This is a genomic window from Lentzea sp. NPDC059081 (assembly GCF_042738015.1).
In the GTDB taxonomy this organism is placed as follows: domain Bacteria; phylum Actinomycetota; class Actinomycetes; order Mycobacteriales; family Pseudonocardiaceae; genus Lentzea.
The window spans coordinates 1-14498 of record NZ_JBHYGW010000044.1 but is presented as its reverse complement, the minus strand read 5'-3'; the positions used below and the strand labels follow the sequence as shown (position 1 = coordinate 14498).

General features: G+C 70.5%; 16 protein-coding genes. 10 read left to right on the top strand and 6 right to left on the bottom strand.

The annotated features are described in order from the left end of the window. Genes ACFWV3_RS43085 through uraH form a run of 5 tightly spaced genes read right to left on the bottom strand, consistent with a single transcriptional unit; the run spans position 1 to position 5162 of the window. Entirely contained in the window at positions 1-2187 is a 2187-nt protein-coding gene (locus tag ACFWV3_RS43085) for a molybdopterin cofactor-binding domain-containing protein (RefSeq protein ID WP_382419763.1), read from the bottom strand. Beyond that, a complete protein-coding gene (locus ACFWV3_RS43080) occupies positions 2184-3536 on the bottom strand; it encodes an 8-oxoguanine deaminase (protein WP_382419762.1) in 1353 nt (450 codons plus the stop codon). Before ACFWV3_RS43080 ends, ACFWV3_RS43085 begins: the two co-directional genes overlap by 4 nt. Next, a complete protein-coding gene (locus ACFWV3_RS43075; protein WP_382419761.1) occupies positions 3533-3994 on the bottom strand; it encodes a (2Fe-2S)-binding protein in 462 nt (153 codons plus the stop codon). The genes ACFWV3_RS43080 and ACFWV3_RS43075 overlap by 4 nt, the downstream gene beginning before the upstream one ends. Then, positions 3985-4845: an FAD binding domain-containing protein gene (locus tag ACFWV3_RS43070; protein WP_382419760.1), complete on the bottom strand. Its 861-nt coding sequence runs from the start codon at positions 4843-4845 to the stop codon at positions 3985-3987. Before ACFWV3_RS43070 ends, ACFWV3_RS43075 begins: the two co-directional genes overlap by 10 nt. A 2-nt stretch (positions 4846-4847) precedes the next feature. Then, positions 4848-5162 (bottom strand): hydroxyisourate hydrolase, encoded by a 315-nt coding sequence (gene uraH, locus ACFWV3_RS43065; RefSeq protein ID WP_382419759.1) that lies wholly within the window; start codon positions 5160-5162, stop codon positions 4848-4850. A 144-nt stretch (positions 5163-5306) separates the two neighbouring features. On the opposite strand from uraH, the gene ACFWV3_RS43060 reads away from it, so the two are divergent. The 10 genes from ACFWV3_RS43060 to ACFWV3_RS43015 all read left to right on the top strand — a co-directional run bounded on the left by ACFWV3_RS43060 (position 5307) and on the right by ACFWV3_RS43015 (position 14051). Further along, positions 5307-6743: a PucR family transcriptional regulator gene (locus ACFWV3_RS43060; protein ID WP_382419758.1), complete on the top strand. Its 1437-nt coding sequence runs from the start codon at positions 5307-5309 to the stop codon at positions 6741-6743. A 9-nt stretch (positions 6744-6752) separates the two neighbouring features. Continuing rightward, complete coding sequence (locus tag ACFWV3_RS43055; protein WP_382419757.1) at positions 6753-7058, top strand: hypothetical protein; 306 nt, start codon at positions 6753-6755, stop codon at positions 7056-7058. A 66-nt stretch (positions 7059-7124) separates the two neighbouring features. Next, positions 7125-7448 (top strand): hypothetical protein, encoded by a 324-nt coding sequence (locus tag ACFWV3_RS43050; protein WP_382419756.1) that lies wholly within the window; start codon positions 7125-7127, stop codon positions 7446-7448. A 50-nt stretch (positions 7449-7498) separates the two neighbouring features. Further along, positions 7499-8221 (top strand): hypothetical protein, encoded by a 723-nt coding sequence (locus tag ACFWV3_RS43045; protein ID WP_382419755.1) that lies wholly within the window; start codon positions 7499-7501, stop codon positions 8219-8221. 128 nt (positions 8222-8349) lie between these two features. Next, positions 8350-9192 (top strand): helix-turn-helix domain-containing protein, encoded by an 843-nt coding sequence (locus ACFWV3_RS43040; RefSeq protein ID WP_382419754.1) that lies wholly within the window; start codon positions 8350-8352, stop codon positions 9190-9192. An 85-nt stretch (positions 9193-9277) separates the two neighbouring features. Beyond that, positions 9278-10177 carry a superoxide dismutase gene (locus tag ACFWV3_RS43035; RefSeq protein ID WP_382419753.1) on the top strand — a complete coding sequence of 300 codons (900 nt, stop codon included), beginning with the start codon at positions 9278-9280 and terminating at the stop codon, positions 10175-10177. A gap of 173 nt (positions 10178-10350) precedes the next feature. Further along, positions 10351-12699 carry a nitrate- and nitrite sensing domain-containing protein gene (locus ACFWV3_RS43030; protein ID WP_382419752.1) on the top strand — a complete coding sequence of 783 codons (2349 nt, stop codon included), beginning with the start codon at positions 10351-10353 and terminating at the stop codon, positions 12697-12699. Continuing rightward, entirely contained in the window at positions 12696-13130 is a 435-nt protein-coding gene (locus tag ACFWV3_RS43025; protein WP_382419751.1) for a roadblock/LC7 domain-containing protein, read from the top strand. Before ACFWV3_RS43030 ends, ACFWV3_RS43025 begins: the two co-directional genes overlap by 4 nt. Then, a complete protein-coding gene (locus ACFWV3_RS43020) occupies positions 13130-13495 on the top strand; it encodes a DUF742 domain-containing protein (RefSeq protein WP_382419750.1) in 366 nt (121 codons plus the stop codon). The genes ACFWV3_RS43025 and ACFWV3_RS43020 overlap by 1 nt, the downstream gene beginning before the upstream one ends. Then, complete coding sequence (locus tag ACFWV3_RS43015) at positions 13476-14051, top strand: ATP/GTP-binding protein (RefSeq protein WP_382419749.1); 576 nt, start codon at positions 13476-13478, stop codon at positions 14049-14051. Before ACFWV3_RS43020 ends, ACFWV3_RS43015 begins: the two co-directional genes overlap by 20 nt. A gap of 19 nt (positions 14052-14070) precedes the next feature. On the opposite strand, the gene ACFWV3_RS43010 is transcribed toward ACFWV3_RS43015, so the two are convergent. Beyond that, positions 14071-14498 (bottom strand): hypothetical protein (locus tag ACFWV3_RS43010; RefSeq protein ID WP_382419748.1); only part of this gene is annotated, 428 nt, incomplete at its 5' end.

Here is a 14498-nt window from a genome sequence, read left to right as displayed (position 1 = left end):
TCAGGTACCTGTGAGGTGTTCCGGGCGGACCGGGACGCGGGTGAGCGCCAGGCCGGTCGCCGCGCGGATCGCCGCCACGATCGCCGGGGTCGACGAGATGGTGGGCGGTTCGCCGACGCCGCGGATGCCGTACGGGGCGTGCGGGTCGGCCAGTTCGAGCACGTCGATGCTCATCGGCGGCATGTCGAGCACCGTCGGGATGAGGTAGTCGGTGAAGGACGGGTTGCGCACCTTGCCGCCGGAGGTCTGGATCTCCTCCATCACCGCGAGGCCGAGGCCCTGGGCGGAACCGCCCTGGATCTGGCCGACCACGGCCTGCGGGTTCAGCGCCTTGCCGACGTCCTGGGCGCAGTCCAGCGACACCACGCGCACCAGGCCGAGCTCGACGTCCACGTCGACCACGGCGCGGTGGGCCGCGAAGCCGTACTGGACGTGCGCGTTGCCCTGCCCCGTCTCGGGGTCGAGGGCCTCGGTCGCGCGGTGCCGCCACTCGGTGGTCTCGTCGATCACCTCGTCGCCGATGTCGGTGCGGCCGGCCAGCTTGTCGAACACCAGCGCGCAGGCGGCCTTCACGGCACCACCGGTGACGTACGTCTGGCGCGAGGCGGAGGTCGAGCCGCCGTTGCCGATCGTGGTGTCCATCGGCAGCACGGTCACGCGCTCGATGCCCAGCTCCGTCCGCACGATCTGCTGCATGATCGTCACCAGGCCCTGGCCGACCTCGCAGGCGGCGGTGTGCACGGCGGCGGCCAGCGAGCCGTTGACCATCGACACCCGCACGCGCGCCGTCGAGTAGTCGTCGTAGCCCTCGGAGAAGCAGATGTTCTTGATGCCGACGGCGTAGCCGACACCGCGGACGACACCCTCGCCGTGCGTGGTGTTCGAGACGCCACCGGGCAGCTCGCGGATGTCCGACGACGTGCCGGCGGGCAACGGCTTGTCCTGCACCAGCTTGAGCAACTGCGCGACGGGCGCGGCCGAGTCGACCACCTGGCCGGTCGGCATGACGGAGCCCTCGGTCATCGCGTTGCGCACGCGGATCTCGACCGGGGACATGCCCAATGCCTCGGCGAGTTTGTCCATTTGGGACTCGTAGGCGAAACCTGCCTGCACCGCACCGAATCCGCGCATCGCGCCGCACGGCGGGTTGTTCGTGTAGAGGCCGTAAGCGTCGACCGTGACGTTGTCGACCTCGTACGGACCGACGCCCAACGTCGCCGCGTTGGCCACGACAGCGGGAGTCGAGGAGGCGTACGCGCCGCCGTCCAGGTACATGCGGGTGCGGACGTAGACCAGCTTGCCGGTGTGGTCGGCGCCGTGCTCGTAGTACAGCACGGCCGGGTGCCGGTGCACGTGCCCGTAGAACGACTCCTCGCGGTTGTAGACCATCTTCACCGGCTTGCCGGTGTGCAGAGCCAGCAGGCACGCGTGCACCTGCATCGACAGGTCCTCACGACCGCCGAACGCGCCACCGACACCCGAGAGCGTCAGCCGCACCCGTTCCTCCGGCAGGCCCAGGGCGGACGCGATCTGCGCGCGGTCGACGTGCAGCCACTGCGTCGCGATGTACAGGTCGACCGACCCGTCCTCGGCCGGCACGGCGAGCCCGGACTCCGGGCCGAGGAACGCCTGGTCCTGCATGCCGACCTCGTACCGGCCGGTGACCACCACGTCCGCCTCGGCGTCCTGCGAGCCGCGCCGGATCGGCACGTGCCGCACCAGGTTCCCGCCGGGGTGCAACGGCGTGTCGTCGGCCGCGGTCTCCATGTCCACCACGGGTTCCAGCACGTCGTAGGTGACGACGATCTTCTTCATCGCCCGCAGCGCGGTCTCCGGGTGGTCAGCGCCGACCAACGCGACCGGCTCGCCCTGGTAGCGCACGACGTCCACCGCGAGCACCGGCTGGTCCTTGTGCTCCAACCCGTACAGGTTGCGCCCCGGTACGTCCGAGTGCGTCAGCACCGCGTACACGCCCGGCACCTTCAACGCCTCGGTCAGGTCGATCGACGTGATGCGGGCGTACGGGTGCGGCGAGCGCAGCGTCGAGCCCCAGATCATGTCCTCGTGCCACAGGTCGGACGCGTAGGCGAACTCGCCGCGCACCTTGAGGTTGCCGTCCGGGCGCTGCGGTGACGTGCCGATGCCTCCCGACACCGCGGAGGTCAGTTCGGCGGGGGTGAGGGTCATCGCGCAGCCTCCTGCAGCTTGGCACTGGCGGCGGTGAGGTCCCGCGCCAGCTCGTCGGTCGATGCCGTGAGCAGGACCCCGTCCCGCACCACGACCTCACCGCCCACGATCAACAGTTTCAACGGCGGCGGCGTGCCCAGCACCAGCGCCGCCACCGGGTCGGAGATACCCGCGTGGTCGAGCCCGGACAGGTCCCACACGGCGAGGTCCGCGACCTTGCCCGGCTCGATCGAGCCCAGTGCGTCGGCCCGGCCGAGCACCCGCGCGCCGCCCATCGTGCCCATCCACAACGCCTTGCGGGCGTCCATCGCGCCGGGCCCACCGAGCTGACGTGCCTGGTACAGCGCCGACCGCAGCTCGACGACCAGCCCGCCGTCCTCATTGGACGCCGCACCGTCGACGCCGAGCCCGACGGGCACGCCCGCGTCCAGCAGGTCGCGGACGGGCGCGATCCCGGTGCCCAGCCGGCCGTTGGACGTCGGGCAGTGCGCGGATCCGGTCGAGGTGGCCCCGAGCCGCTTCACCGCGTCACCGTTGAGGTGCACGGTGTGCGCGAGCCACACGTCCGGGCCGAGCCAGCCGAGCTGCTCGGCGTACTCGGTCGGCGTGCACCCGTTCTCCGCCAGGCACTGCTCTTCCTCGTCCAGGGTCTCGGCGAGGTGCGTGTGCAACCGGACGCCGTGCCGGCGGGCCAGCGACGCCGCGCCGGTCATCAGCTCCTTCGACACCGAGAACGGCGAGCACGGCCCGACAGCCACCCGGACCAGCGCGTCGTCGGCCGTCGAGTGGTAGTCGCCGATCGCCTGCTCCGTGGCGGTCAACGCCGCTTCCGTCTCCTCGACCAGGTTGTCCGGCGGCAGCCCGCCGTGCGACTCGCCCCGGTCCATCGACCCGCGGATCGCTTCCAGCCGGATGCCGACCCGCCGCCCCGCCGACACCAGCGCGTCGAACACGTCGCCGCCACCGGACGGGAACACGTAGTGGTGGTCGGCGGCCAGCGTGCAGCCCGTCAGCGCGAGCTTCGCCAGCCCCGCCGACGCCGCCGCGTGCGTCACGGTGTCGTCGAGCCCGCGCCACACCGGGTACAGCGTGGTCAGCCACTCGAACAGCGTGGCGTCGGTCGCGAGGCCACGCGTCGCCCACTGGTACAGGTGGTGGTGCGTGTTGATCAGCCCCGGCGTGACCAGGCACGACGACGCGTCGACGTAGGTGTGTGACTCGTAGGGCCGGGGTGCGGGACCGGACGCGACCGACCTGATCCGCCCGTTCTCGATCACGACGTGCCCGGACAGGTGCTCGGTCCCGGCCTCGTCCACAGTGGACACCGCGCAGCGGTCGAGGACGATCATCGGCGCGACGCAGCCAGGCGCACGGCGTCCAGGATCTTCTCGTACCCGGTGCAGCGGCACAGGTTCCCGGCCAGCGCCTCGCGGATCTCCGGGTCGGACGGGTTCGGCACCCGGTCCAGCAGGTCGTGCGCCTGCACCACGAGACCGGGCGTGCAGAACCCGCACTGCACCGCGCCCGCCTCGACGAACGCCTCCTGCACGGGGTCCAGCGCGTCCCCGTCGGCGAGCCCTTCGACCGTGCGGACCTCGCGGTCCTGCGCCTGCCCGGCCGCGACCAGGCACGCGCACACCGGCACGTCGTCCAGGTAGACCGTGCACGAGCCGCACTCGCCCTGCTCGCAGGCGTTCTTCGAGCCGGGCAGCCCGAGCCGCTCGCGCAGCATGAAGAGCAGCGACTCGCCCTCCCACACGTCGTCGGCCTGCCGCTGCTCGCCGTTGACCGTCACGTTCACGCGCATGCCTGTTCCCCGTCCAGAAGCTCCTGCCAGGCCCAGCCCAGCGTTCTGCGTGCCATCACTGCCAGCGCGTGCTTGCGGTAGGCCGCCGACCCGCGCACGTCGTCGATCGGCGACGCCGCCTTCGACACCAGCTCGCCGAACTCGCGCTTCACCGAGTCCAGCAACGGCGCCGGCGACGAGAAGTCCAGCGCTGAGGCGAGGAACTCCTCGGCCTCGTGAGCCCGCCGCGGGGTCGGAGCCGCCGACCCGACCGCCGCGCCGACCCGCTTCTCCGCCGGGAACAGCGAGATCGCGAACGAGCACACGGCGATCACCATCGCGTTGCGCGTGCCGACCTTGGAGAACTGTTGCGGTCCCGGCGCGGGGGGCAGGTGGACGGCGACGATGAGCTCGTCCGGCTCCAGCGCGTTCTTCTTGACGCCCAGGTAGAACTCGGCGGCCGGGATCATCCGCGTCCCGCGCACGGAGGCCACCTCGACGACCGCGTCCGACGCCAGCAGCACCGGGTGCGTGTCGCCGGCGGGGGAGGCCGCGCCCAGGTTGCCGCCGACCGTGCCGCGGTTGCGGATCTGCGGCGACCCGACCGTCCGCGAGGCCATGGCGAGACCCGGCAGCTGCGCGCCCAGCTCGTCGATGATCCGCACGTACGGCACGCCCGCGCCGATCCGCAGCCCAGGCTCCCACTGCCGCAGCTCGGGAATCCGGGTCAGGTCCAGCAACGCGGCGGGCCGGCGGTGGTCGTAGTTCAGCTCCACCATGACGTCCGTGCCCCCGGCGATCGGCACGGCGTCGGGGCGGTTCGCCTTGGTCTCCAACGCTTCGGCGAGCGTCTCCGGTCGAAGGAAGTCCATCGTCAGCTACCTCGGTAGGTGGAGTAGGCGAACGGCGACAGCAGCAACGGCACGTGGTAGTGCTGCGCCGGGTCGGAGTAGTCGAAGGTGAGCACGACCTCGGGGAAGAACGGCGCGGCCGCCGCGGTGTCGAACACCAGCCGGTAGACGCCCGCCGCCAAGCCGTCACCCCATCCGGTGATCCTCCCGTCCGCGTTCGTCTCCGCGGCCGCCACCTCGGTCCCGTCGCGGCGCTGCAGCGACACGGCGATGCCCGCGAACGGCCTGCCGCGTGCCGCGTCCAGCACGTGCGTGGAGATCGTCACTCGCCCTCCCATCTCGTTGTGAGCCAGTACACAGACCTCATGTGTCCCCGTGCTACGGCCGGATCACATGAACCGCCAGGCTCCTACAGCTCGTGAATTTGTGCTTTCCTACAAATGTCATCCATTCTGGCGACGAATGGACGAAAGTGACCTCTCATGTTGTTGCTGCGGACGTTGCTGCAGATGCCAGAGCTGCGCCTGAGCCTGCACACCGGTGAGGACCAGCTCGACCGCACCGTCACCCGCGTGTACGGAACGGAGCTGCCCGACCCCAGCCGGTACCTCTCCGGCGGGGAGCTGGTGCTGTCCGGCCTGCTCTGGCACCACGGCCCGCAGGACTCCGAGACGTTCGTCCGCTCGCTCGCCTCCGCCCACGTCGCCGGCCTCGCGGCGTCCGACATCGGCAGCGACCTTCCCGGCGACCTGGTCGACGCGTGCCAGCGCCACCACGTGCCGCTGCTGGAGGTGCCCGTCGACCTGTCGTTCGCGACCATCACCGAACGCGTGTCGATGGAACTGGTCGGCTTGTCGCGCCACCGCAGGCTCCTCAACGTCGTCGCGGAGGGCTCCGGCCTGCCCGCGCTGCTGCTCGCCGGCGGCCACGAGCTGAACGCCCGGTGCTGGGTGCTTTCCACGGCCGGCCGCGTCGTCGCGGGCGGCGAGCTGCCGGACCGCGTCTCGCTGGTGAAGGAGTTCCTGCGGGCCGACCGCCTGCCGAGGACCGTCAAGGGCGTGACGCTCGTCCCCGTCTCCGACCGCGGCGGCACCCGGCTCACGAGCTGGATCCTCGTCGTAGGCGGCCCGGTGCAGCAAGAGGCCGCCACCGAGCTCGCGTCCCTCGTCGGCCTGGAACGCCTGCGCCAGGCCCAGGGCAGGCAGATCGAGAACCGCACGGCGGCACCGCTGGTCGCCGCGGTGCTGAGCGGGTCGGCCGACCTCGAGTCACGGCTCGCGGCCGCCGGCCTGGAGAGCGCGCGGCTGCGGGTGCTGAGCGCGGTGACGTCCGACCAGCGGGTCGACCTCGCGGCGGGCGTGCTGGAAGAGGCGCTGCCGCAGGCGCTGGTGACCCCGGTGGGCGACACGGTGTACGCGGTCGCGAAGGCCGAGGACTCCCCGCCCGACGAGGTCCGCGAGGCGATGCGCGTGATGGAACCGGGCCTCGGCTCGTCGCGCGTGCTCGTCGGCATCAGCTCGCCGGTCGAGTCCCGCGGACTGCGTGGCGCGGCGGAGGAAGCCACGCACGCGCGCCGGCTGGGCGAGCGCCGTGGCGGTCGCACGTGCGTGGTGGCGGGCGAGGAGATCGCGCTGCACCAGCTGCTGCTCGCCGGGGTGCCGGAGGAACTGCGCGGCTCGCTGCGCCGCCGGCTGCTCGGACCGGTGATCGACTACGACGCCGAGCACGGCTCCGACCTCGCCGGGACGCTGAAGGTGTTCCTCGACTGCTCGGGCTCGTGGACCGCGGCGGCCGCCAAGCTGCACGTGCACGTGAACACGTTGCGGTACCGGGTCGGCCGGGTGGAGGAGCTGCTCGGCGTCGACCTGACCGAGTTCGAGGCGCGCGTGGACCTCTTCCTGGCGCTGCAGTCCGGTTAACCTGGGAGCGTGCCCTTCGGTCTGGTGAAGGCGCTGCGGAGGCTTCGTCCTTCCCCGCTCGTCCCCGAACATCGGCCGATAGAACGAATCGCGGCCGACCTTCGTCGTGTGCGCCGGTCGCGGGCCTGCTTCGGGCCGGGGGTGTCGGCGACCAAGAAGATCGGCGCACGTCAGGCCTACGACGCGTTGCTGGTGCAGGCCTGCGCGGCGCTCGGCGTGGAACACCGGCTGGGTGAACTGCCGGAAGGCGTCGAGCGCGAGGTCGAGCGGTTCCGGGTCGAAACGCGTCTCCACGACCTCGGGTTGTCAACCTGACGGCTGATGTTTCCAGGGCCTTCAGGCTGATGTATCCGGGTGCCCCCGGTTCGTACCGTTCTCTGTATGAGATCCGCCGCCTTACTCGTGGGCCTGCTGCTGGCCGGGAGCACCGGCTGCGCGGCAGCGCCCAGCATCCGCGTGACGGTCGAGGGAACGGGCACGACCGACCAGCTCACCTACACCTTCCCCGGTGAGCAGGAACGGACCCTGCGCAACCCGGACCTGCCCTTCGAACGGCTGGGCAAGCGCAAGGGGCGGGTCGCGATCAGGCTCGAAGGGGTGCACGGCGAGCTCACGTGCAAGATCGTCGTCAACGGCCGGCAGGTGAAGACCGCCACCTCGCACGCGGGTGCCGCGCTGGCGTGCGATCACTCGATGGCCGTCTGATGCAAGTGGAGGAAAGCCCGTAGCTTCGACGGTGTCAGGGAGGTGCGGGGATGCGCGATGTGCTGGCGGCGGATGCCACGGGGGTCATCAGGGGTCGCTGGGACGTACCGCCGCTCTTCCGCCCGCCCACGCCGCCGCGGCACTTCGTCGGGCGCGACGCCGAGCTGCGCGCCATCCGGGCCGGGATCACCGTGCTGACCGGGGCCGCCGGGGTGGGCAAGACCGCGCTGGCGTTGAAGTGGTTGCGGGAACGGGGATCCGGGGTCCAGCTCTACGTCGACCTCGCGGCGCACGGCATCGGCCGCGTGCTGCGGGCGTTCGGGCTGAACGTCGCGCCGGACGACGAGAGCGCGGTGTTCCGCAGCCTCGTCGCGCGCCGGCAGTTCACCCTGCTGCTCGACAACGCGAGCTCGGCCGCGCAGGTGCGGCCGTTGCTGCCGCCGTCCGGGACCGTGCTCGTGACCAGCAGGACCAGGCTTGGCATCGGGCACGTGACGGACGTCGGGCCGCTTCCCGACGACGGGCGGCTCTGGCCGTTGCTCGACCTGTCGTACGGGGAGCTGCCGGAGCGGCAGGCCCGGCTCTACCGGCTGTGCGCGTGGCAGCCGGGCGTGTTCGGGGTGCCGGAGGCAGCGTCCGTCGCGGAGGAGCCCGCGTGCGAGGTCGAGGACGCGCTGGACGACCTCGTCGAGAAGTCGTTGCTGACCGAAGTGGGAGACGACGCGTTCAGGTTCCATGATCTCGTGCGTGCCCATGCGCGCACGAAACGCTAACAATGCGAGAAATGCACACGGCGCGTTTAACGACTTAGCTCTCCGCTCAACGGAGTTCGTTGCCACTGAAGGGTTGTCCACACCGGGCCTCCCTTTCGGGAATCCGAATTGGTCATATCCTTCGCGTCATGCCGAAGGATTTCCGGGCCACCGCACTAGAACGCGCCATCGGGCGGCAGCTGGCCGGGTGGCGCGACGAGCGCGAGCTCAGCCTCACCGAGGCCGGCCAGCGCGTGGGCTTCAGCAGCGCCAAGCTGTCCATGATGGAGAACGCCGTGCAACCGTCGGCTCCGGTGGACATCATGGCGCTCGGATACGTGTACAAGGTGCCGACTCCGGAATGGCAGTTGGCGGTCTTGCGCGCGCAGTACGCGGAACGGATCCGCAAGTGCGCTCCAGACGAGTTGCTGAACTTCGACGCGGCCGCCGATTTCGCGAATCTCGTCTTCGAGGCGACGCTGCTGCGCACGTTCACAACGGATCTCGTGCCCGCCGTGCTCCAGCTCGCCGGGTACACCGACGCCGCGTTGCAGACGGACGACCCGGTGCGCACCGCACGGCTCGCGATGGTGCGCGAGGCGTGGTCCACCCGTCTCCACGACAAGGACCCGCTGGCGGTGCAGGCCGTCTTCCCCGAGGCCGTGCTGTGGCAGGTCGTCGGCGGGCCGCGGGTGATGAAGGCCCAGCTCCTGCACCTGATGGAGGTCAGCGAACACCCGGCGGTGAGCGTGCAGGTCGTGCCGCGCGGTGCCGGGGCGTACCCGGCCATGGGGTCGCCGTTCACGCTGCTCGGGTTCCCGCACCGCCAGCACAACGACGTGGCGTACCTGGAGACGTTCATCAAGGGCGAGTACGTCGAGGACCCCGGCCTCACCGAGCAGTGCGCGCACCGGTTCGAGAGCCTCCAGGAGATCGCGCTGGGGCCTGGCGAGTCGCTGGAGCTCATCGCGGAGGCCGCCGCTGAGCTGTAGAGATGTCGGAATGCTGAGAAAACTCCGGTTTCGCCGCCGAGCTGGAGAAGGATCGGGGACGCACCCAATCCGATTAGGAGGCGGCATGTACCGCAGATTCGGTGTCCTGCTCGCGGCGGTCCTGGGCGTCTCGCTCACGGCCGCGGCGCCGGCCACCGCGGACGGTTCCCGGCACTTCCCCGCGGAGTTCTCCCTGCCGAACGGGTGGCAGCCCGAAGGCATCGCGATCAGCGGCACGACGGCCTACTTCGGGTCGCGCGCCGACGGGTCGATCTACGCGGCGGACCTGCGCACGGGCAACGGCAAGGTGCTGGCGACGGGCCCCGGCACGCCCTCGCTCGGCATGAAGGTCGACGCGCGCAAGCGGTTGTGGGTCGCCGGCGGCACGGGCGGCGACGCCCGCGTCTACGACACCCGCAGCGGCGCGCTGCTGGCGAGGTTCCAGTTCGCCACGCCGGACACGTTCGTCAACGACGTCGTGCTGACCGAGAAGTCGGCGTGGTTCACGGACTCCCGCCAGGCGGTGCTGTACGAGGTGCCGCTGAGCCTCAAGCCGCACCGCGCGCTGGCGCTCACCGGCGACCTCGTCGTCACGCCGGGAGCGACGAACCTCAACGGCATCGTCACGGGCCTGCGCGACGACCTGATCGCCGTGCAGAGCAACACCGGTCAGCTGTTCCGGATCGATCCCAGGACCGGCAAAACCAGCACCATCGATTTGAACGGGCAGACGCTCACGAATGGCGACGGACTGTTGCGCGAGGGACATCAGTTGTTCGTGGTGCAAAACAGGTTGAACAAAGTCGCGCGTTACACGTTGGGCCGTGACGGAGCGACTCTCGCCGCGGAACGAACGGACGCGCGGTTCGACGTTCCCACGACGGTCGCCGCGTTCGGCAAGCGCCTCTACCTGCCGAATGCCCGGTTCAGCACGCCGCCGACGCCGGAGACGACTTACACCGTCGTCGCCGTCGAGCGCCCTTAGAAGGAACGGGAGAACTAGCCCGTACGGGGGTTCTTGGCTTGTGAGAACCCCCGTACCGGCTGTTGCTCCAGTCACTCGACTGGGTAGCCTGCGAACCAGAATTACAGCCGAAGGAGTGACTTGGCGTTACCCGCAGCGCTAGCCGTGGGACACATGGAGACCGTGAGAGCGCTGTGAACGAGAAGAGCGGTTACACACCGACCAACTACCGGACCATCCGGTCCCGGTTGGCCGGCGTCGTGGTCGTGCCCAGCGTGGTGCTCCTCGTGATGTGGGCCGTCTTCTCCTCGTACACCCTTTTCGACGGTTTCTACCTGCGCTCGGTGGCGTCGAGCGTGAAGGACGTGACGATCCCGTCCGTGCAGGCGTTCGTCGGGCTGCAGAAGGAACGCCAGCTGAGCCTCGTGCTGCTGAGCCAGGCCGGCGGTGGCACGGCGGAGCTGAAGAAGCAGCAGCAGGCCACCGACGAGTCCGTCCGGAAGATGAAGGACGCGTTCGCCGAGCTGTCCGACGGCTCGCCGCAGGACGTCGTCGACCGGATCAGCGCGCTCACGACCGTGCTGGACCAGCTGCCGCAGCAACGCGCACAGGTCGAGTCCCGCAGCGCGGACCCGCAGGCGGTCTACAACTACTACAACAGCCTCGTCGACGCGGGCGTGGCGTTGTTCTCCCGGCAGGCGCGGCTCGTGCCCGACGCGGAGGCGAGCCAGTCCGACGTCCAGGCCGTCGCGATCTTCCAGGCCGCCGACTGGATGTCGCGCGGCGAGACGATCGGCTCGCGCGGGCTGCTCAACGGCTCGTTCGCCCCGGCGGAACGCGTCGAGTTCTCCCGGCTCGTGGGCGCCTACCACTCGAGCCTCGACTCGACGATCCCGTTCGCGCTGGAGCCGGCCCGCCTGCAGTACGACACGCTGCGCGGCGGCGCCGAGTACCGCGCGCTGCTCGACCTCGAGGGCCGGATCATCAACGGCGACCGCGACGTCACCGAGCAGCAGTGGCGCGCCGCGGCCGCCCCCGTGCACGAGAAGCTCGTCGGCATCGCGGTCCAGCAGGCGGGCGACGCCGCAGACCTGGGCCTCGCCAAGGCGAACAGCCGGGTCACCGCCCTGCTGATCGGCAGCCTCATCGCGTTGCTCGCGGTCGTCGCCGGCATCGTGCTGGCGCTGCGCACGTCCAACCGCCTGGTCAGCAAGGCGCTCGTGACGCGGCTGAACTCGTTGCGCGAGGACACCCTGCGGCTCGCGCAGGAACGGCTGCCGCACATCGTGGCGCGCCTGCGCGGCGGCGAGCAGGTCGACGTGCACCGCGACATGCCGCCGCTGGACTACGGCAACGACGAGATCGGCCAGGTCGCGGACGCGTTCAACACCGCCCAGTACACGGCGGTCGCGGCGGCGGTGAAGGAGACGCAGGCCCGTGAGGGCGTGAACCGGGTCTTCCTCGACATCGCGCACCGCAACCAGGGGCTGGTGCACCGGCAGATCAAGATCCTCGACAAGTTGGAGCGCGAGGAGGAGAACCCCGAGCAGCTCGACTCGCTCTTCACGCTCGACCACCTGGCGACCCGTGCCCGCCGCAACGCCGAGAACCTGATCATCCTCGCGGGGGAGCAGCCGGGCAGGCAGTGGCGCAAACCCGTGCGGCTGAGCGACGTCCTGCGGTCCGCGGTGGCCGAGACCGAGCACTACGTGCGGGTGAAGGTCAACCCGGCTCCGGACCGCGCGCTCGTCGGGGTCGCCGTCGCCGACACCATCCACCTGCTCGCGGAGCTCATCGACAACGCGACGGCGTTCTCCTCACCGCGGTCCGAGGTCGTCATCCACTCCGCCGACGCCGTCCCGCACGGCATCGTGATCGAGATCGAGGACCACGGCCTGGGCCTCACGCAGGAGGAACGCCTGCAGGCCAACGCGAAGCTCTCCAACCCGCCGGACTTCGAGACGATGGCGTTCCGCGGCGAGTCCCGGCTGGGGCTCTTCGTCGTCGCCAGGCTCGCGGCGCGCCGGGGCATCAAGGTGGAGCTGCGCGACTCGCCCTACGGTGGCACCGTGGCGTTGTGCGTCCTGCCGCCGAACATCGTCGCCCCCCACACCGCCGCCGGCGACATCTCCGAGACTATGCAGATGCCGGTGCGGTCGTTCCACGACGAGGTCCACGGCCACGTCGAGGTGCACCCGCCCCCTCCCGCGGCGGCGGTGACCCCCGAGGGGCTGGCCGCGCTGCGCGACGGACTGAACTCCCTGGCTCCCGCGGACGTATCCGTTGCAGATGCATCGGTGGACGAACCGACCCCCGCGCCCCCTCCGCCGGACGGGAAGGCACCCCTTCCCCGCAGGAAGAAGCGGCAGAACCTCGCGCCGCAGCTCGTGCAGTCCGCGCAGGAGGCGCCCCCCGCCGAACCGGTGAGCAGCAGCGACCGGCCGGCCGAGCGGATCAGGGACGGGCTGGCGGCGTTCCAGCGCGGCACCCGCGACGCCCGGCTGTCCGACGACTGGAGATCAGAAGGAGCACCATCGCCATGAAGGACAACACCAGCCAGCACGGCGAACTGAACTGGTTGCTGGAGGAGCTCATCCAGCGCGTGGTCGGCGCCCGTCACGCGGTAGTGCTGTCGGCGGACGGACTCCTGCTCGGCCGGTCGGCCGGGTTGTCCCGCGACGACTCGGAGCACCTCTCGGCGATGGCGTCGGCGTTCCAGTCCCTGGCCCGCGGCACGGGCAGGCACTTCGGCGGCGGCGCGGTCCGGCAGACCATCGTGGAGATGGAGCACGCGTACCTCTTCGTGACCGCGGCGGGTCACGGAGCGTGTCTTGCACTTCTCGGAGAAGAGGACGCTGACATGGGCATGATCGCGTATGAGATGAACATGCTGGTCAAACGGGTGGGCACATACCTCTCCTCGGCCCCCCGCGCAGAAACGGCGACGGTGCCAGCCGCACGAGAGTCACGCTGATGACCTCGCGGGAGGACTGGTGGTACGACGAGGCCGCGGGTCCGCTGGTGCGGCCCTACGCCATGGTGCGGGGGCGCACTAGACCGAACGCACCCGACCTCCACCTGGTGACGCAGGTCCGAGCGGCCTCGTTTGCGTCCGACCAGACGTCGCTGTCGGTCGAGCATCGCGAGATCATGTCCCTGTGCTCACGCCCGCTGTCGGTCGCCGAGGTGGCCGCCTACCTCGACGTCCCGCTCGTCGTGGTGAAGGTCCTCCTGTCGGACCTGATCGAGCGCGGTGACGTGCTCGTGCAGAACTCCTCTCACCAGATCCCGGACCGGGATCTCCTGCAGGCCGTTTTGGATGGTGTTCGTGGGATCTGAGCTGACCGTGCCGACCGCGGTGAAGATCGTCATCGCGGGCGGGTTCGGCACCGGCAAGACCACCATGGTCGCGTCGGTGTCGGAGATCGCGCCGCTGAGAACCGAGGAGCTGCTCACCGAGGCCGGCGTGCACGTCGACGACCTCGCGGGCATCGAGGGCAAGGACACGACCACCGTCGCGCTGGACTTCGGGCGCATCACCATCAACACCAAGGTGGTGCTGTACCTGTTCGGCACGCCGGGCCAGAACCGGTTCTGGTTCATGTGGGACGAGCTCGCGACCGGCGCGATCGGCGCCGTCGTCCTGGTGGACACCCGGCGGCTCGACTCGTCGTTCCCCTCGATCGACTTCTTCGAGCACAGGGGCATCCCGTTCATCGTGGCCGTGAACTGCTTCGACGGCGCCCAGCAGTACACGGTGGCCGAGGTGCGGCACGCGCTGGACCTGGACGAGCAGATCCCGGTGCTGCTGTGCGACGCCCGCGACCGCGAGTCGTCGAAGGCCGTGCTGGTCGGGCTGATCCAGCACTCGATGAACCGGCTGGCCGCCGTCTAGCGATGCCCGGCGTGCTGTGTCATCCGCGCAGCACGCCGAGCCGCCGCGGCGGGCGGTAGTCGTAGCCGTAGCCCAGGTCCTGGAAGCCGAGGCAGAGGGCGAACGGCCGGTCGCCGAACTCCCGCTCCAGGCTCCGCCAGTTGCGCACGAGGTACTCGGTGGCGGCCCAGGTCGTGTCGCCGTGCCGGCCGAGGCAGAACACGACGGTCGTGCCCCGCGCGGCGTCGTGGACCCGTTCGACGACAGCGAGCTCCAGGCTGTCCGAGGTGATCCGCCTGCCGACCTCGGCCCCTCCCAGCACCTCGGCGAACCGCTCCTCCGCCTCGGCCTCCGTCGAGAGCCGCAGGGTCACCAGGTTCTCGTCCAGGTAGAGCCTGCGGACGCTGTTGCGCGCGGCGGCGCCGACCACGACGAGGTTGCCGTTCAGCTCCGCGAACTGCTTGGGGT

Bases quoted from the DNA above. Each gene is read 5' to 3' on its own strand.
- ACFWV3_RS43050 (WP_382419756.1), top strand. From the start codon at position 7,125: ATGAGATCCGCCGCCTTACTCGTGGGCCTGCTGCTGGCCGGGAGCACC.
- ACFWV3_RS43070 (WP_382419760.1), bottom strand. From the start codon at position 4,845: ATGGACTTCCTTCGACCGGAGACGCTCGCCGAAGCGTTGGAGACCAAG.
- ACFWV3_RS43025 (WP_382419751.1), top strand. From the start codon at position 12,696: ATGAAGGACAACACCAGCCAGCACGGCGAACTGAACTGGTTGCTGGAG.
- ACFWV3_RS43020 (WP_382419750.1), top strand. From the start codon at position 13,130: ATGACCTCGCGGGAGGACTGGTGGTACGACGAGGCCGCGGGTCCGCTG.
- ACFWV3_RS43040 (WP_382419754.1), top strand. From the start codon at position 8,350: ATGCCGAAGGATTTCCGGGCCACCGCACTAGAACGCGCCATCGGGCGG.
- ACFWV3_RS43045 (WP_382419755.1), top strand. From the start codon at position 7,499: ATGCGCGATGTGCTGGCGGCGGATGCCACGGGGGTCATCAGGGGTCGC.
- ACFWV3_RS43060 (WP_382419758.1), top strand. From the start codon at position 5,307: ATGTTGTTGCTGCGGACGTTGCTGCAGATGCCAGAGCTGCGCCTGAGC.
- ACFWV3_RS43080 (WP_382419762.1), bottom strand. From the start codon at position 3,536: ATGATCGTCCTCGACCGCTGCGCGGTGTCCACTGTGGACGAGGCCGGG.
- ACFWV3_RS43085 (WP_382419763.1), bottom strand. From the start codon at position 2,187: ATGACCCTCACCCCCGCCGAACTGACCTCCGCGGTGTCGGGAGGCATC.
- ACFWV3_RS43035 (WP_382419753.1), top strand. From the start codon at position 9,278: ATGTACCGCAGATTCGGTGTCCTGCTCGCGGCGGTCCTGGGCGTCTCG.
- uraH (WP_382419759.1), bottom strand. From the start codon at position 5,162: ATGGGAGGGCGAGTGACGATCTCCACGCACGTGCTGGACGCGGCACGC.
- ACFWV3_RS43075 (WP_382419761.1), bottom strand. From the start codon at position 3,994: ATGCGCGTGAACGTGACGGTCAACGGCGAGCAGCGGCAGGCCGACGAC.
- ACFWV3_RS43015 (WP_382419749.1), top strand. From the start codon at position 13,476: ATGGTGTTCGTGGGATCTGAGCTGACCGTGCCGACCGCGGTGAAGATC.